General features: G+C 74.6%; 15 protein-coding genes. 13 read left to right on the forward strand and 2 right to left on the reverse strand.

The window, feature by feature from the left end:
• The first annotated feature begins 55 nt into the window (after nt 1-55).
• A complete protein-coding gene (locus tag ACTWP5_RS25495; protein WP_443223470.1) occupies nt 56-2,113 on the forward strand; it encodes an AAA family ATPase in 2,058 nt (685 codons plus the stop codon).
• A gap of 92 nt (nt 2,114-2,205) precedes the next feature.
• Here ACTWP5_RS25495 and ACTWP5_RS25500 read toward each other — a convergent pair whose 3' ends face one another.
• Nucleotides 2,206-3,633: an RICIN domain-containing protein gene (locus ACTWP5_RS25500; RefSeq protein ID WP_443223455.1), complete on the reverse strand. Its 1,428-nt coding sequence runs from the start codon at nt 3,631-3,633 to the stop codon at nt 2,206-2,208.
• Nucleotides 3,634-3,975: 342 nt separating this feature from the next.
• Here ACTWP5_RS25500 and ACTWP5_RS25505 point away from each other — a divergent pair, with 342 nt between their 5' ends.
• The 4 genes from ACTWP5_RS25505 to ACTWP5_RS25520 all read left to right on the forward strand — a co-directional run bounded on the left by ACTWP5_RS25505 (nt 3,976) and on the right by ACTWP5_RS25520 (nt 6,741).
• Nucleotides 3,976-5,571 (forward strand): phage tail sheath subtilisin-like domain-containing protein, encoded by a 1,596-nt coding sequence (locus ACTWP5_RS25505; RefSeq protein ID WP_443223456.1) that lies wholly within the window; start codon nt 3,976-3,978, stop codon nt 5,569-5,571.
• 68 nt (nt 5,572-5,639) lie between these two features.
• Entirely contained in the window at nt 5,640-6,083 is a 444-nt protein-coding gene (locus ACTWP5_RS25510; protein ID WP_443223457.1) for a phage tail protein, read from the forward strand.
• A complete protein-coding gene (locus ACTWP5_RS25515) occupies nt 6,083-6,586 on the forward strand; it encodes a hypothetical protein (protein ID WP_443223458.1) in 504 nt (167 codons plus the stop codon). Before ACTWP5_RS25510 ends, ACTWP5_RS25515 begins: the two co-directional genes overlap by 1 nt.
• Nucleotides 6,583-6,741, forward strand: coding sequence for a DUF6760 family protein (locus tag ACTWP5_RS25520; RefSeq protein WP_443223459.1), 159 nt, complete (start codon nt 6,583-6,585; stop codon nt 6,739-6,741). Before ACTWP5_RS25515 ends, ACTWP5_RS25520 begins: the two co-directional genes overlap by 4 nt.
• Here ACTWP5_RS25520 and ACTWP5_RS25525 read toward each other — a convergent pair.
• Nucleotides 6,690-7,298, reverse strand: coding sequence for a hypothetical protein (locus ACTWP5_RS25525; protein WP_443223460.1), 609 nt, complete (start codon nt 7,296-7,298; stop codon nt 6,690-6,692). The genes ACTWP5_RS25520 and ACTWP5_RS25525 overlap by 52 nt on opposite strands.
• 2,113 nt (nt 7,299-9,411) lie before the next feature.
• Here ACTWP5_RS25525 and ACTWP5_RS25530 point away from each other — a divergent pair.
• The 8 genes from ACTWP5_RS25530 to ACTWP5_RS25565 all read left to right on the forward strand — a co-directional run.
• Nucleotides 9,412-9,759: a hypothetical protein gene (locus ACTWP5_RS25530; protein ID WP_443223461.1), complete on the forward strand. Its 348-nt coding sequence runs from the start codon at nt 9,412-9,414 to the stop codon at nt 9,757-9,759.
• Nucleotides 9,760-9,804: 45 nt separating this feature from the next.
• Nucleotides 9,805-10,230 carry a phage tail protein gene (locus ACTWP5_RS25535; RefSeq protein ID WP_443223462.1) on the forward strand — a complete coding sequence of 142 codons (426 nt, stop codon included), beginning with the start codon at nt 9,805-9,807 and terminating at the stop codon, nt 10,228-10,230.
• 102 nt (nt 10,231-10,332) lie between these two features.
• The gene (locus ACTWP5_RS25540) at nt 10,333-11,055 is read left to right on the forward strand and encodes a CIS tube protein (protein WP_443223463.1); all 723 of its coding nucleotides are present in this window, start codon (nt 10,333-10,335) and stop codon (nt 11,053-11,055) included.
• Complete coding sequence (locus ACTWP5_RS25545; protein WP_443223464.1) at nt 11,055-12,986, forward strand: VgrG-related protein; 1,932 nt, start codon at nt 11,055-11,057, stop codon at nt 12,984-12,986. The genes ACTWP5_RS25540 and ACTWP5_RS25545 overlap by 1 nt, the downstream gene beginning before the upstream one ends.
• A 66-nt stretch (nt 12,987-13,052) precedes the next feature.
• On the forward strand, nt 13,053-13,475 hold the full coding sequence (locus ACTWP5_RS25550) for a GPW/gp25 family protein (RefSeq protein WP_443223465.1): 423 nt from the start codon (nt 13,053-13,055) through the stop codon (nt 13,473-13,475).
• Nucleotides 13,476-13,528: 53 nt separating this feature from the next.
• Nucleotides 13,529-15,487, forward strand: coding sequence for a putative baseplate assembly protein (locus tag ACTWP5_RS25555; protein WP_443223466.1), 1,959 nt, complete (start codon nt 13,529-13,531; stop codon nt 15,485-15,487).
• 46 nt (nt 15,488-15,533) lie between these two features.
• A complete protein-coding gene (locus ACTWP5_RS25560; protein WP_443223467.1) occupies nt 15,534-16,091 on the forward strand; it encodes a phage tail protein in 558 nt (185 codons plus the stop codon).
• Nucleotides 16,088-16,286, forward strand: a 199-nt coding sequence (locus ACTWP5_RS25565) for a hypothetical protein (protein ID WP_443223468.1), incomplete at its 3' end; no start/stop codon positions are given. The genes ACTWP5_RS25560 and ACTWP5_RS25565, both read left to right, overlap by 4 nt.

Genomic DNA, 16,286 nt, shown 5'->3' on the forward strand with positions numbered 1-16,286 from the left:
GATGGCTGAGACGGATGAGGCAGTTGAGACGGCGGAGATGGCTGAGACGGCGGATATGGCGGAGGAGACGCGGTCGGCCGGGGGCGACGAGCCGGGCGCGGAACCCCGCGCGGAGCCGGCCGTCGCCCTGCTCGACCGCCTGGCGCGGCTGCGCGAGCTCGTCGCGCTGGTGGTCGAGCACCGGTCCGCCGACGACCCGACGGCCGACGACCCGTTGCGCGGCCTGTACCTGAGCCAGGACGCGGTGCTGCGTCTGCTGCGGCTCGCCGCGCAGCCGTCACCGGGCCCGGCCGGCGTGCCCTCCGCGCGGGACGTCGCGGGCGACGGTGGTGGCGGGGACCGGCTGGGCGCACTCGCCGCGCGGCTCTCCCTCACCACCCTGGACAGCGCCCTGCTGCTCATCGCGCTCGCCCCGGACCTCGACCGCACCTTCGAGCCGCTCTACGGCTACCTCAACGACGACATCAGCCGCCGCCGCGCGACGGTCGGCCTCGCGCTCGACCTGTGCGGGCTGCCCGCCCACCAGGCCGAGGCCCGCGCCCGGTTCCACACGGTGGCGCCGCTCACCGCGCTCGGGCTGCTGGAGGTGGAGGAGCCCGAACGCCCCTTCCTGAGCCGCTCGTTGCGCGTCCCGGACCGCGTGCTCGCGCACCTGCTGGGCGACGACACCCCGGACGCGGCCCTCGCCGGGAGCCTCCGCCCGCCACCGGAGCCGGTGGGCCCGCCCGCCGACCCCGACGGCCTCGCCCGCGGCCTGGCCGCGCGCCTGGCCCGTGGCCCGGCCGTCGTCTACCTCCGCGAGCACCGTGAGGGCGACGGTCTCGCCTGCGTCGCGACGGCGCTCGGCACGGACGCCGCCGGCTGGGCCCTGGTCTACGACGGCCCCGCCGAGGGCGTGCCCGTCCTGCTGCGCGAGGCCCGTCTCACAGGGCGAGCCGTCGTCGTGCCGGGGCTGCCGCAGGACCCGACGGCGCTGCTGCGGGCGCTGACGGACCAGCGGGACGTCTCCGTGCTGCTCACCGACCCGCGCCCCTACGACCCCCGGTGGTGCGGGCGCGACCCGCTCGTGCTGGACGCGCCCCGCCGGGGCGCGGGCGACGCGACGGCCTGGTCGGCGGCCCTCGGCCTCGCCCCCGGCGACGAGCCCGGCTTCGACCTGGCGGCGACCGTCGCCCCCTACCACCTGGGCGACGAGGGCGTCGCGCGGGCCGCGCGGGCCGCCCGCGCCCTGGCCGACCTCGACGGCACCGCGCTGACCGCCGCCCACCTGCGGCGGGCCGCCCGGCAGCAGTCCGCCTCCGGGCTGGAACGGCACGCCCGCCAGATCCGCCCCGCCGTCGACTGGGACGACCTCGTCCTGCCGGCCGCACCGCTGACCCAGCTACGGGAGCTCGCCCTGCGCGCCCGGCATCGCGACCGGGTGCTCGGCGAGTGGCGGCTGAGCGCGGGCGGCGGCCGGGGCCGGGGCGTCCTCGGGCTCTTCGCGGGCGAGTCGGGGACGGGGAAGACGTTGGCGGCGGAGGTCGTGGCCGCCGAACTCGGCCTCGACCTCTACGTCCTCCAGCTGTCCTCCGTCGTGGACAAGTACGTCGGCGAGACCGAGAAGAACCTCGAACGCGTCTTCACCGAGGCCGACCGCACCGACGCCGTGCTCCTCTTCGACGAGGCCGACGCCGTCTTCGGCAAGCGGTCGGAGGTGAAGGACTCCCACGACCGGTACGCCAACATGGAGAGCGCCTACCTGCTCCAACGGCTGGAGTCCTTCGACGGCATCGCCCTGATGACGACGAACCTGCGGGCCAACATCGACGAGGCGTTCACCCGCCGCCTCGACCTGGTGATCGACTTCCCGTTCCCCGACGCGGAGCAGCGGCTCGCGCTGTGGCGGCACTGCCTGGCGCGCGTGCCGGGCGCGGAGGAGGCGGACCTGAAGGAGCTGGCCACCGGGTTCGAGCTGGCGGGCGGCTCCATACGCAGCGCGGTGGTCACCGCCGCGTACCTCGCCGCCGGGCGGGACGGGACGGTGACCGGGCACGACCTGCTGGAGGGCGCCCGCCGCGAGTACCGCAAGGCGGGCCGCCTGGTGCCGGGCGAGTTCGCGGACGCCTGGTAACGCGGAGGTGCCCCCGTCCCACGAGGCGCCCGAGGCGCCGTGGGACGGGGGCACCGCATCAGTTGGGTGCGCGTCAGCCGGGTCCGTGTCAGCTAGGGCTTGACGATCTTCCACACCTGGTCGTCGTCGACGACGCAGTCGTAGATCATGAGAGGGACCTCGTCGCTGGTCAGGTACTGCGGGTCCAGGCACAGGTCGTTGCTGGCGGCGTTGTGGATCCAGTAGCCCTCGCCCTCCTTCTCGATCCACCACAGCTGGTTGTCGCCACTCGTGCCGTTGCAGTAGGTCTGGAGGATCGGCGTGGTGGCCGGCTGCGCGCCTCGGCCGGTCAGGTCCATGCACAGACCGTTCGTCGCGTTGACGATCGTGAAGAGGTCCCTGCCGCCGGGGCCGGCGTCGGGCATGGTGACGTCGAGGTGCCACCGCTGGTTGTCGCCGACCGGGATGCACGCGGACTGCTGCAACGGGCCGTCGAGCGTGCCCTGGCCCACCCCGGGGACGTCCGCGCACCGGTTGGTGTACGCGTTCTCCAGCATGACGTTCCTGGCGGGCACCACCGGCGGCGGCCCGTCGCCGCCGCCACCACCGCCACCGCCGCCACCGCCACCGCCGCCGCCGTCCTCCTGCTCGGGCGGCGGGGACGGCTCCTCCTCCTGCTCGGGCGGCGGGGACGGCTCCTCCTCTTCCTCCTCGGGCGGGGCCTCGGTCTGCTCCGGGGTGGGGGTGGGCTCGGGTGTCAGCACCTCGGCGGACTCCTGTGCGCTCGGCGTGGCTGCGCTCGTGACCTTCGGCCGGTAGGCGAACCAGAGGACCACGAAGATGATGGCGAGGGTCAGCAGGAAGCCGAGGAAGGTCGCGAGCCAGCGGGGCATCACGCCGAGCTGGAGGTAGGTGCCGTCGACGGGGACGGGCTCGGTGCCCGAGCGTTGGAGGGCCAGGGTGTAGGGCCGCTCCTCCTTCGGGCCGATCCAGGTGACCTGTTGCGGCGTCAGCCTCGCCTTGACGAACGCGGCCCGGCCCGGCTGGATCTGCACGTTGGCCGGGTGGATCTCGTAGCTGAGCTGGTCGCCGTTGTCATGGCCGCTGATGGAGGCGGTGAGCGGGGTGTTGCCGAGGTTGTCGACGGCGAGCCTCGGCTTGCCGCGGAAGCGGCCGCGCACGGTGACGGGCACGAGCTCGGCGCGCACCTCGGTGAAGGGCAGGATGGTGATGGTGCCCTCGGGGACGGTGACGGCGTCCGGGTGCTCGGTCGGCGTGATGCGGACGGCGTACGGGTTCGGCCCTGCGGTCGCGTCGGGCGTCCGGGGCGGCGCGAACGTGAGCTGCACGTCCCCCGTCGTCCCCGGGAAGAGACGCAGCGTCGGCGGCTCCACCCGCGTCCAGGGCGCGAGGTCCCCGACGGGCTCGAAGCGGTACTCGTCGACGACGTCGCCGGTGTTGCGCACGCGCAGTCGTACGCGGGTGCTGTCCCCGGCCTCGACGGTCGCGGAGGCGGGTTCGAGGGAAGTCCACAGGCTCACACGACGACGCTAGATCGGGGGGCACGACCGGTCAGGAGTCTTCGGTGCACGCCTGAGCGACAGGGGGGCGGAGGCGTTGCCCTGCTGGGGCGCCGGTCGGCCGCCGGTCGGCCGCCCCCGCCCCCCGCCGCCCGCGCGGTGGTCCCGCCCCGGCGTCCACCGCCACGTCCGGCCGTCACGTCCGGCCGCCGCGTCCGGCCGCACAGGGAAGGCCGGCTTCCCCCCGTGGGCATGGACTGTGCCCCCTGTCAGAGACCGGCGGACGTTTCGGAGAGGGGGCTGTGCTGGCGAGGGTGGAGTTGTTCCGTCCTGTACTCCGAGGAGAGCTGAGGAGAGCACAGCATGCCCTCGTACCTGTCGCCCGGTGTCTACGTCGAGGAGGTGGCCAGCGGCGCGCGCCCGATCGAGGGGGTGGGAACGTCGGTGGCGGCCTTCGTCGGGCTCGCGCCCAGCGGTCCGCTCCACGAGCCGACGCTGGTGACCAACTGGACGCAGTACGTCGCGGCCTTCGGTGACTTCACCGACGGGTACTACCTCGCGCACTCCGTCTACGGCTTCTTCAACAACGGCGGCACGGCGGCGTACGTCGTGCGCGTCGGCGGCTCCCCCCAGGGTGAGGGCTCGGCCGCGAACGGCGCCGCCCCCGCCTCGATCACCGGCTCGGGCGACGCCGCCCCGGCCGCGCTGCCGCCCGGCGAGCCGAAGCAGCTCGGCACCTTCACGGTGGCGGCCACGGCGCCCGGCGACCTCAGCGTCGAGGTGACCGACCCGGAGGGCGAAGGGCCCGCCGAGCGGTTCCGGCTGATCGTCAAGGACGGCGGCAAGGCCGTCGAGACCTTCGACGTCACCGCGAAGAAGGGCACCCGCACCTACGTCGTCACCCAGGTCAAGGAGCGCTCCCAGCTCATCACCGTGGCCGAGGCGGCGCCCGCCGGGCAGCTCGCCCGCCCCGGCAACCAGACCGTGGCGCTGTCCGCCCCCGCCGCCGCGCCCGCCACCACGGGGCCCGAGAGCGGCGAGGAGGGGCAGCCGGGGCCCGCCCAGTACCTGGGCGACTCCGCCGACCGCACCGGCTTCGGCGGCCTGGAGGCCGTCGACGAGATCACGATGGTCGCCGTGCCCGACCTGATGGCCGCCTACCAGCGCGGCGCGATCGACCTGGAGGCCGTCAAGGCCGTCCAGCTCGGCCTCATCGCGCACTGCGAGCTGATGGGCGACCGGGTCGCCATCATCGACCCGCCGCCCTCGATGAACGCTCGCCAGATCAGGGTCTGGCGCCAGGAGACGGCCGGCTACGACTCGAAGTACGCCGCCCTCTACTACCCGTGGATCAAGACCTTCGACCCGGCCACGGGACAGACCCGCATGGTGCCGCCGAGCGGCCACATGGCCGGCATCTGGGCCCGCAACGACGCCGAACGCGGCGTCCACAAGGCCCCCGCCAACGAGGTGGTGCGCGGCGCGGTCGACCTGGAGATCCAGATCACCCGCGGCGAGCAGGACCTGCTCAACCCGATCGGCGTCAACTGCATCCGCGCCTTCCCCGGCCGCGGCATCCGCGTCTGGGGCGCCCGCACCCTCTCCTCCGACCCGGCCTGGCGTTACCTGAACATCCGCCGGTACTTCAACTACCTGGAGGAGTCGATCCTGCTGGGCACCCAGTGGGTCGTGTTCGAGCCCAACGACCACAACCTGTGGGCCCGCATCCGGCGCAACGTCTCGGCGTTCCTGGTGAACGAGTGGCGCTCGGGCGCCCTCTTCGGCTCCCAGCCGGACCAGGCGTACTACGTCAAGTGCGACGAGGAGACCAACCCGACCGAGTCGGTGGACCTCGGCCGCGTCATCTGCGAGATCGGCGTCTCGCCGGTCAAGCCCGCCGAGTTCGTGATCTTCCGGCTCGCCCAGTTCTCCAGCGGCAGCGCCGAGCTGGAGGAGTAGGCCGACGGGCCCACCCCTCCGCAGCCGCGTTGTCGTCAACCCCGTGAGTAGCAAGGACAGACAAGAGCATGAGTCTCCAGGAAGCCGACAGCCTCACATCACACAGCTTCGGCCTGCAGATCGACGGCGTGATGGTCGAGTACCTCCAGGAGGTCAGCGGCCTCACCATGGAGCAGGACACCATCCAGAGCCCGCAGAACTCGGCCAACGGCCAGCCGACGACCAGCATCCTGCCGGGCGTGAAGAAGACCGGGACCTGCACCGTCGTGCGCGGCATGACCGAGTCGGCGGCGTTCACCGAGTGGATCAACCAGTCCATCGCCGGCCAGATGGCCTCGGCGCGCAAGAACGCGACGATCATCATGATGGACTACGAGCACAACCCCGTGAAGCGGTACAACCTGCGCAAGGCGTGGTGCAGCAAGGTGGACACGAGCACCGTGAAGGCGGGTGAGGCGGCCGTCCTCACCGAGACCGTGACCATCGTGTTCGAAGAGCTGGTCATCGAGTGATGAGGCGGACGATCGCCGGCCGGGGGCCGGGAGGAGGCGCGAGCGCGCTCGTGCCGCCGCCCGCCGCCGGGCCGGAGTCGTCGGCCGCTGCCGCGCCCGAGTCCCCGGCCGCCGTCGACACGGCGCCGGGACGGCTGCGGACGGAGTTTCCGTTCCAGCTGCCGCGCGGCTACGTCGACGAGCAGGGCACGGTCCACCGCGACGGCGTGATGCGGTTGGCCACGGCGCGGGACGAACTGGTCCCGCTGCGGGACGTGCGGGTCCAGGAGAACCCGGCGTTCCTGTCGGTGGTGCTGCTGGGCCGGGTCATCACCCGCCTGGGCACGCTGCCGATGGTGCACGACGGCGTGGTCGAGGGCATGTTCGCCTCCGACCTGGCGTTCCTCCAGGACTTCTACCGCCAGATCAACGCCGAGGGGCACACCCGGGCGTCCGTGGCCTGCCCGCACTGCTCCGAGCCCTTCGAGGTGGATCTCGGCGGGGGCCGCCTGGGGGAATCGTGACGTACGCGACCGACCGGCTGCACGAGGAGATCGCGTACGTCGCCTACCACTTCCACTGGGGCCTGGACGACATCCTGGACCTGGAGCACCACGACCGCCGCCGTTACGCGGAGCACATCGCGTCCCTGGTGACGCGGGCCGGGACGGAGGGCTGAGGGGTGGGGTTCCTCGACAGGTTCAGGGGTCGTGGGCGGACGGACGGCGACGCTGGTGCTGGTGCCGGGGCCGGTGGCGACGACGCGGGTGCTGCCGCCGACGCGGGCGCCAGCGCGCCGTCGCCGCCGCCGCCGTCGTCGGGTGGCGCGGCGGTGCCGGTCGCCTGGGCGGGGATGCCGCCGATCCAGCGGGCGCTCGGCACGGGCCGGGGAGTCGCCGACGCCGGGTTCACCGGGCGGATGGCGACGTTCCAGAACCCCTCGTTCGTCGGGACGCTGTCCCACTCCGTCCTCGACGGCACCTCGTCGATCGGCATGGCGAGCGGCGGCCGGCCCACGAGCCACGGGCGGCCCGTCGCGGGCCTCGAACAGCCCTCGTTCACGCTGCCGGTCGTGGTGCCGACGCGGAAGGAGCCCGAGCCGGGAACGGCCCGGGCCACACGGGCGCCCCTGACCGTTCGGCCGACCGCGCCCTCCCTCTCGTCGGGCCTGCGCGTGACGCCCGCGTCCGGGGCGCCGGAACGGCCGCGCTCGTTGACGAGGGCCGTGACGGACACGCTGCCGGTCCAGCGCCGGCACCTGCCGGCGTTCCTGCCGGAGCCGAGCCGGGAGGTAAGGCGGGAAGCACGGCAGGGGGGAGACCCGTCCGGGCCGGGGAGCACGCCGGAGGGACCGGGCGGGACCGGCGGCGGCGAGCCCGTCGGTCCGCGCGACGACACCGGCGGCCCCCGCGACACCGGCGGCGGCGCGGCGCCGACGGCGGAAGCCGGCGGAGCGCCGGTCGTCCAGCGGGCGGTGGCCACCCGCCCCCTGCCGACGGCGAACCCACCACACGTGCCCGCCGCCCGGCCGTCGACGGCTGGTGACGGTGCGAGGGACGGGGCGGGGGACGGTGCCCGGCGGTCGGGCCCTCCGGTGACCGGCCGGGAGCAACGACCGGCACGGCGGTCCGCCGAGCCCGCGACACCCGCGTCCCCGTCCGTCTCGCGGCCGTCCTCCTCGCCGACGCCGACGCCGACGCCGACGCCATCGACCTCGACCTCGACATCGACATCGCAGCCATCGCAGCGATCGCAGACGCCGCAGACCTCGCGGCCGTCGCGGGCGCCCGGGGCGGGCACGGCGCGGGCCGTCACGGACGGCCCGGCCGACGCCTCACCCGGCCGTGGCGCGGTGGTCCAACGCGCGGCCACGAACCGTGCCGAGGCCGTGGCGCGTGGGGCGGCGGACCCGTCCCCGGCCCGTCCCTCGACCGCGCCCTCCCCTGATCTGGGCGGCGCGGCGCCCGGCGCGACCCCCCGTTCCCCGCTGCCCAGCGGCCCCGCCGCCCCCACCGTCCAGCGTTCCGCGAGCACGCCGCCGCCGACGGGTCGCGCGGGGCGCGGTGACGCGGCGCCCCGTGGGGCGGCGGACCCGGTGCCTCCGGCGGCGCAGGCCGGCCCCGGCCCAGCCGCCGGTGCCGCCGCCGAGCCGGTTGGACGCCCCTCGGCTCGGGGCGGCGTTCCGCGTTCGCCTCGCAGGGTCGGCCTGGGTGCTCCGACGAGCAGGCCGGTGCCGCCGGCCTCGCCACCGCTCGCGGTGCAGCGCAGCGAGGCGAAGCCCGTCTCGCCCCGGCGGGAGCCGGGGGGCGGCCAACGGGGCCACACCCCGTCCCCGTCCACGGCCCCGGCCCCGTCGCCAGCCTCGGCAGCGCCCGTGTCCACCGATCAGCCGACGGTGGGCTTCCCGTCGCCGAGCCCACCGCCGGCCGAGCGGACCGCGTCACCGAGTCCCGCGTCACCGAGTCCCGCGCCGGCGGTGTCCGTGTCGACGAGCGCCGCCGCGCCGCGTCCTCCTGACGCGCCGTCGGCGAGCTCGGTCCCGCCTCCCTCGACGAGCGCGTCCCCCGTGGCGCCACGGCCCGCGAGCCGGTCATCGTCGTCGTCGAACCCGCCGCCCGCGCGTCAGGCGTCGGAGAGTTCTCCGGTGGGGAGTCCGGCACCGGCCGCGGCCGTTCCGATCCAGACGCTCGCCGGTCGCCACGCCGATCCCGGCCGTCAGCGTCCAGGCACCCGCCCCCGCGCCCGTTCGGGCGTCGGCGCTCCCCTTCCCGCCGCGCCCGCCGACGCGACGCCCGTTGCCTCGCCCTCCGCCCAGGGCGCCCGCCCGGCGCCCGCGCTCCCCGTCGTGCAGCGCGCCCCGGCGTCGGGCGCCTCGGGCCCCCCGGGGGCGTCGGGCGCGTCAGGCGCGGCGGCACCGTCCGCCGTGCGTCCCACTGAACCCGTCCGAGCACCCGGCCCCGTGCCTCCCGTGGTGGCGGTCCAACGGAGTGCGCGCGTCGAGGCTCCGGTCGGTCCCTCCCGGCCCGCCCTCCCCGCGTCGGCCACCGCCAGCACGCCGGCTCCGGCCGAGGGGGAAGGACCCGCCGTCGCCTCCGCCGCGTCCCGGACGCCCGTCGTGCGGCACGCCCCGGCCGAGCCGGGCGCGTTGGGCGCGCCGGTGCGGCCCGTCGTGCGTCCCACGGTGTCCGTCCGGGCTCCCGGTCCTCCGCCTCCCGTGGTGGCGGTCCAACGGAGTGCGCGTGTCGAGGCGAAGGGCGGGCCGTCCGTGGGGGTCGCCGGCCTCTCCCGGCCCGTCCCCCCGCCGCCGATCCCGATGCCGACGGTCTCCCGTGCGTCCGCCCCACACCCCGTGAGGAGGACGGTCACGGCGGCGCGAGCGGCGGCGTCCGCCGCCCCCGCCCCCGCCCCCACCGCGCGCGTGATCCAGCGCGCGCCGGACCCGCCCTCCCACGCCCCGGCCGCCCCCGCCCCGACACCCACGCCCACGCCCACACCCCCGCCCACCGGCGGGTCAGCCAGCTCGTGCGCGACGCCCGAGAAGCCGGCTGCCGACGGCGGCTTCGACCCGCGCACGCTCACCGCCCGCCAGCTCGACGAACTCTCCCACCGGCTCATCGGCCGCATCACCCGCCTGGTGCGCACCGAACTCCGCCTCGACCGCGAACGGATCGGACGGCTCCGCGACACCCGCTACTGACCCCCGCACCCCGCACCACCCACCCGCACGGAAAGGTCCCTCTCGATGCCCCAGGAACTCGACCCGGGCACCTCGGTCTTCTTCACCCTCAGCATCGACGGCGAGAGCCTGGGCTACTTCAACGAGTGCGAGGGCCTCTCCTCCCAGGTGGAGATCGAGCAGCGTCAGGAGGGCGGCAACAACGGCTTCGTCTGGCAGCTGCCGACCCGCGTCACGTTCTCCAACATCCGCCTGACCCGTCCGCTCACCCCGGACACCACGAAGGTCGCCAAGTGGATCTCCTCCGTCCAGACCGGGATCACGCGCCCCACGGCGCAGATCAGGGCGCTGAGGGCGGACGGGTCCGAGGTCGCCCGCTGGGGGCTGATCGACGTGCTGCCGGTCAGCTGGCAGGGACCCTCTCTCAACCCGGCGAACCCGGCCGTGGCGACGGAGGTCCTGGAGATCACCCACCACGGGTTCACCGACTGAGCCGGACCGAACGAGCCGAACCAGCCGACCCAACGAGCCGATCGAACGAGCCAGACCCAACGAGCCGGACCGAGACGAACGAAACGAAGGACCGCACCAGCCATGGCCAAGGGAAACCGGGGCGCGGGCAAGAGCCTCGTCCGCGCCACGCTCGCCATCCACGAACCACCCTCCGGCTACAGCACCACCCCGGGCGGGCTCATCAAGACGTTCACCCTCGACTTCAACCCGGTGCAGCTGGCCCTCACCCGCCGCGCCAACTGGACGGTCACCCCGACCGCCGCCGTCCGCGACGGCTCGCTCCCCGAGTACCTGGGGCCCGAGCCGCGCGAGATGAGCGTGGAGGTCTTCCTCGACTCCTCCGAGGAGCCCGGCGGCAACACGGTGATGAAGAAGGTCGAGGCGCTGATGTCCTGCTGCGAGACGACCGCGAGGAGCACGGCCGCCAAGCAGCCGTCGCCGCCGTGGGTCGTCTTCCAGTGGGGGTCCTTCTCCACGGCGCGCTTCACCGCGTACGTCACCTCCGTCGAGGCCTCCTACACCCTCTTCGGCACCACCGGCGTGCCCATCCGCGCCACCTGTCAGATGCACCTGCACGAGATCCCCAGCGACACCAAGGGCCAGAACCCGACGTCGGGCGCCCTCACGGCGCGGCGGGTGCACCGGGTCGTCGCGGGCGACTCGTTGCAGTCGATCGCGTGGCGCGAGTACGGCGACACGGCGGCGTGGCGGGTCATCGCCGAGACCAACGACATCGACGACCCGGCCGACCTGCGGACCGGCACCGAGCTGATGCTGCCGGCCGCCGAGGAGGTGGGTTCCTGATGCCACAGCCCTCCTTCTCCAACGTCGTCCAGGTCTCCATCGGCGGCAAGGTGCTGACGCGCGAGCACGCCTCGCTGCTCACGGAGTGCTGGGTCGACCAGGGCATGGGGGTGCCCGCCGCGTTCCAGCTCACCTTCCGGGACCCCAGGCGCACGATCCTCGGCCTGGTGGGCGCGCGGTTCGGCGTGAAGGTGCGGATCTCCCCGGTCGCCGCCGGGCGGGGCGCCGGCGACCCGCTGCTGACCGGCGAGATCACCGGCCTGGAGGCCGACTACGACGGCACGGGTTCGTTCGCCGTCATCCGCGGCTACGACGCCGGCTTCCGCCTGATGCGGCAGCGCCGGGTGGAGGCGTACCGCAACCAGCGCGCCTCCGACATCGCCCGCCGGCTCGCCGGCCTGGACGGCGTGACCATCGGCCGGATCGATCCCACGACGACCCTGTACGAGTTCATCAGCCAGGCCGGCGTCAGCGACTGGGACTTCCTCGCGCGGCTCGCCGACGAGAACGAGATGGTCATGTCCGTCGACGCGCGCGGCAGGTTCCAGTTCGTCAGGCCGAAGCCGGCCTCCGGCGCTCCCCCGCCGCCCGCGGGCACCAACACCTCCCCGTTCGTCCTCAAGGGCGGTGAGGACATCCTGCGGCTGCGGGCCGCCGTCACCGCTGCCGACCAGGTGAAGAAGGTGGAGTCGCGGGGCTGGGACGTGACGACCAAGCGGAAGGTCACCGCCACCGCCGCCGCCACCGCCAACCCCGGCATCGCCATCGGCAGCAGCCCGAGCCAGGCGACCGCCCCGTTCAAGCCCGTCACCCTGGTGGAGACGCGGACCCCGTACGACCGGCAGGCCGAGGTCAGGTACGCCGCCGCCGCGCTCGCCGACGACGTCACCTCCTCCTTCGCCGAGCTGGAGATCGCGGTGCGCGGCACGCCGAAGCTGCGGGCCGGCGTCCCGGTCACGCTCGCCGACGTGGGCCAGCCCTTCGAGGGCAAGTACACCGTCACCTCCGTCCGGCACCTCTTCGGCGCCGGGGACCACTACGAGGCGTGGGCGACCGTCAGCGGACGCCAGTGGCGTTCGCTGTACGGTCTCGCCTCGGGCGGCGGCGGAGGCGGGGGCGGTGGGGCGCAGGCCGAGGCGCGGCTGCCCAGCGTGGCCAACGCGCTCGTCACCGACGTGCAGGACCCGCTCCGGCAGGGGCGGGTGAAGCTGGAGTTCCCGTGGCTGGACGACCGGTACGTCAGCGACTGGACGCGGGTGGTGCAGTGGGGCGGCAAGGGCGGCGGCTCGATCTTCCCGCTGGACGTCGGCGACGAGGTGCTGGTCGCCTTCGACCGGGGCGCGCTCGACCACCCCTTCGTCATCGGCGGGCTGTACAACGGCCGGGACAAGCCGACGGAGGTGCCGGACGTCCCGCTCCACGACGGCCTGCGGAGGCTGGCGGCCCGGCACACCCTCTCCGACCGCACCGGCAACCGCCTGGACCTGCTCAGCCAGCAGACCGGCGGCATGAAGCGAGGCGTGCGGCTGGCGACGGGCAACGACCGGCTCGTCATCAACCTCGACCGCACGAAGACCGAGATCACCGTCGACAGCAAGGGCTCGGTCAGCATCACGGGCAGCCGCTCGGTGTCGGTGGACGCCGGCACGGACCTCACGCTCAGCGCGCGGCGCAGGCTGTCCATCAGCAGCGGCGGGGTTCTCAGCATCGAGGGGCGCGGCCCCGTCAACGTCAGGTCGCTCACGGGCCCGGTCGCGGTGAACGCGGCGGCGGCCCTGAGCCTGACGGCCGCCGCCGCGGTCACCGTCACGGCGGCGGGGGCGGTCACCACGACGTCGGCCGGGCCCGCGACGATCAAGGGAAACGGCATCCTGCTCGTGCCGGCCCCGGCCAAGGTGCTCGTCAACGGGATTCCGCTGCCGATGCCGTGACCGATGCCGTGACCGATGCCGTGACCGTGTCCGAGAGTGGAGAAGGAGAAGAGGGGTGGGCCGCTGATGTCCGAGCAGTTCGTGGGCTCCGGATGGTCGTTCCCGCTGCGGATCTCGCCGACCGGCGGCATCGCCCTGGTCAGCGGGGAGCGCGAGATCGAGGAGGCGATGCGCCTGGTGCTGGCCACCGCGCCGGGCGAGCGGCCGATGCGGCCGGAGTTCGGCTGCGCCATCCACGACCTGGTGTTCGCCCCGGTCAACGAGCAGACGGCGGGCCGCATCCAGCACGAGGTGTACGCGAGCCTCGACCGCTGGGAGCCGCGGATCGAGGTCCACGACGTCGAGGTCACCGCCGGGCCCGACCAGAGCGTCCTCTACATCGACGTCCGCTACGCGATCCGCGGCACCAACAACCCCCGCAGCCTCGTGTTCCCGTTCTACGTCATCCCGTCCCACGACGAGCCGGAAACACCCGGCCCGGACCTGTGACAGCGGCCCCCGAAGCGACCTCCGAAAGCGACCGGAAAGCGACCTGACCTCCCATGGCCCTGCCCTCACCGAACCTCGACGACCGCCGCTTCCAGCAGTTCGTCGACGACGCCAAGCGCTACATCCAGCAGCGCGCCCCGGAGTGGACCGACCACAACGTCTCCGACCCGGGCGTCACCCTCGTCGAGGCCGTCGCCCACATGGCCGACCAGATCGTCTACCGGCTCAACCGCGTGCCCGAGAAGAACCACCTGGCCTTCCTCGACCTCGTCGGCATCACCCTCTTCCCGCCCACCGCCGCCCGCACCGACGTCACGTTCTGGCTGTCGGCCCCGCAGGAGGAGCCGATCAGGGTGCCGGTCGGCACCGAGGTCGCGACCGCGCGGACGGAGAGCGAGGAGGCCGTCGTCTTCGCCGCCGAACGGGAGCTGGCCGTCCTGCCCTGCGCGTTGCGGTACCTCGTGGTGCGGCACCAGGGCCAGAAGGTCACCGACCGGACCACGGACCTGGCCGAGGGAAGGGACGTGGTGTGCTTCGCCGAGGCGCCGGCCGTCGGCGACTGCGTGCTGTTCGGGCTCACGACGGCGGTGCCGCACTGCGCGGTGGCGCTGGAGCTCGACAGCCGGGTCGACGGCGTCGGCGTCGACCCCCGGCAGCCGCCGCTCGCGTGGGAGGCGTGGACCGAGAACGGCTGGCAGGAGTGCGAGGTCGACCGGGACGGCACGGGCGGCCTCAACCGGCCGGGGGCCGTCGTCCTGCACGTGCCCGGCGGCCACGCGCTGTCCCGTGGCGGCGGCCAGCAGGCCGGGTGGCTGCGCTGCCGGGTCACCGAACCCCTGCCGGGTCAGCCGTTCTACACCACCTCGCCGACCGTCCGCGCCGCCGAGGCGTTCACGCTCGGCGGCACGGTCCCCGCCATCCACGCCGAGACCGTCCGCGACGAGGCGCTGGGGGAGTCCACGGGCCTGCCGGGGCAGCGCCTGCGGCTCGCGCACGCGCCCGTCGTCGGCGACGACCCGCCGCTGCTGCTCCAGACCGCCGAGGAGGACGGCTGGGTGGACTGGGGGGTCGTCCCGCACTTCGCGGCGTCGGGGCCGGGGGACCGGCACCTCACGCTGGACGCCACGACGGGCGAGATCGCGTTCGGTCCCGCCGTTCGCGAACCCGACGGCACGCTGCGGCAGTACGGCATGGTCCCGCCCAAGGGCGCGGTCATCCGCGCCCGCCGCTACCGCACGGGCGGCGGACGCGCGGGCAACGTGGCGCGCGGCGCCGTGCGGGTGCTGCGCAGCTCCATTCCGTACGTCTCCGAGGTCGTCAACCGGGAGGCGGCGCGCGGCGGCGTCGACGGCGAGACGGTGCGGGAGGCGAAGACGCGGGCGCCGATCACGCTGCGCGCCCAGGAGCGGGCCGTGACCCTGCGGGACTACGAGGAGCTGACCCGGCGGGCCGCGCCCGACGCGGCGCGGATCACGTGCATCGAGGGCGAGGAGAACGAGTACGGCGCCCACGCGGTGCGGGTGCTGGTGGTGCCGCAGGCGGTGCCGGACCCGGACGGGCGGCTGCGCTTCGAACAACTGGTGCCGGGCGACGCCCTGCTGGACCGCGTCACCCGCCACCTCGACGAGCGGCGCCCGATCGGCACCCGGCTGGCCGTCGGCCCGCCGTTCTACCAGGGCGTCACGGTGGTCGCGACGGTGCACGCGTTCCGCGGCGTCGACACCGACCGCGTCCGCGAGCAGGCCCACGACGCGCTCTACCGCCACCTCGACCCGCTGACCGGCGGCGCGGAGGGGACGGGCTGGCCGTTCGGTCGCCCGGTGCAGGCGGGCGAGGTGTTCGCGGTGCTCCAGCGGGTGCCGGGGGTGGAGCTGGTCGACGAGGTGGCGCTGCACCCGGCCGACCCGCTCACGGGCAAACGGGGCGAGGCGACGGACCGCGTCAACCTGTCGCCGTCGGCGCTGGTGTTCTCCTACGACCACCGGGTGCGGGTCGTCGGAGACGGGTCGTGACGGGCGTGGAGGCGCCCGTGGGCGCGCTGGAGGGGGTGGGCGGCAGGTGAGGGGATCCATCGACGGCCTGGAGTCGTCCGCCCCGATCGGCATGACCCTGCCGGCCGTCTTCGCCGACGACGACCTCGCGCAGCGCTTCGTCGCCGGGCTCGACGAGGTGCTGGCGCCGATCCTGAACGTGCTCGACTGCCTGGAGGCGTACTTCGGGCCCGCCCTCGCGCCGCTGGACTTCGTGCGGTGGCTCGGGACCTGGGTCGGTGCCGAGACCGACGGCACGGAGCCGGAGGCCCGGCTGCGCGCGGCCGTCGCCGCCGCCGCGTACCTGCACCGGATCCGCGGCACCCGGCGCGGGCTGTCGGAGGCGGTGCGCCTGGCGTTCGGCGTCGAGCCGGAGATCAGCGAGAGCGGCGGCGCGGCGTGGAGCGCCCGCCCGTTCGGCCCGATGCCCGGCAGGCCCCGGCCGCTGCTCCACGTCCACCTGCGGCTCGCGGACCCGACACCCGCGGACGAGCACCGCCTGGACGTCCTGGTGGCGGCCGCCCGTCCCGCCCACATGCCGTACACGGTCCAGGTGACCGCCCTCGAAAGGACTCCCGAGAGATGACAGTCGAGAACGAGAGCTGCGCCGAGTGCGGCACCCGTCTGGAGCCCGGCCAGGCGTTCTGCGACGCGTGCGGGACGGGCGGCCGCCACCAGGACGTCCAGGCGGTGCTCGTCCGCGGGTGTCGGGTCCGCGAGCCGCAGGTGGACGTGGAGCAGCGGCCGGGGCCTGCCGGGCATCGGGCCGAACGGGCGGGCG

This window comes from Streptomyces sp. 4N509B, assembly GCF_052245655.1.
In the GTDB taxonomy this organism is placed as follows: Bacteria; Actinomycetota; Actinomycetes; order Streptomycetales; family Streptomycetaceae; genus Streptomyces.

Bases quoted from the DNA above. Each gene is read 5' to 3' on its own strand.
- ACTWP5_RS25540 (WP_443223463.1), top strand. From the start codon at position 10,333: ATGGCCAAGGGAAACCGGGGCGCGGGCAAGAGCCTCGTCCGCGCCACG.
- ACTWP5_RS25505 (WP_443223456.1), top strand. From the start codon at position 3,976: ATGCCCTCGTACCTGTCGCCCGGTGTCTACGTCGAGGAGGTGGCCAGC.
- ACTWP5_RS25510 (WP_443223457.1), top strand. From the start codon at position 5,640: ATGAGTCTCCAGGAAGCCGACAGCCTCACATCACACAGCTTCGGCCTG.
- ACTWP5_RS25545 (WP_443223464.1), top strand. From the start codon at position 11,055: ATGCCACAGCCCTCCTTCTCCAACGTCGTCCAGGTCTCCATCGGCGGC.
- ACTWP5_RS25535 (WP_443223462.1), top strand. From the start codon at position 9,805: ATGCCCCAGGAACTCGACCCGGGCACCTCGGTCTTCTTCACCCTCAGC.
- ACTWP5_RS25495 (WP_443223470.1), top strand. From the start codon at position 56: ATGGCGGAGGAGACGCGGTCGGCCGGGGGCGACGAGCCGGGCGCGGAA.
- ACTWP5_RS25555 (WP_443223466.1), top strand. From the start codon at position 13,529: ATGGCCCTGCCCTCACCGAACCTCGACGACCGCCGCTTCCAGCAGTTC.
- ACTWP5_RS25515 (WP_443223458.1), top strand. From the start codon at position 6,083: ATGAGGCGGACGATCGCCGGCCGGGGGCCGGGAGGAGGCGCGAGCGCG.
- ACTWP5_RS25550 (WP_443223465.1), top strand. From the start codon at position 13,053: ATGTCCGAGCAGTTCGTGGGCTCCGGATGGTCGTTCCCGCTGCGGATC.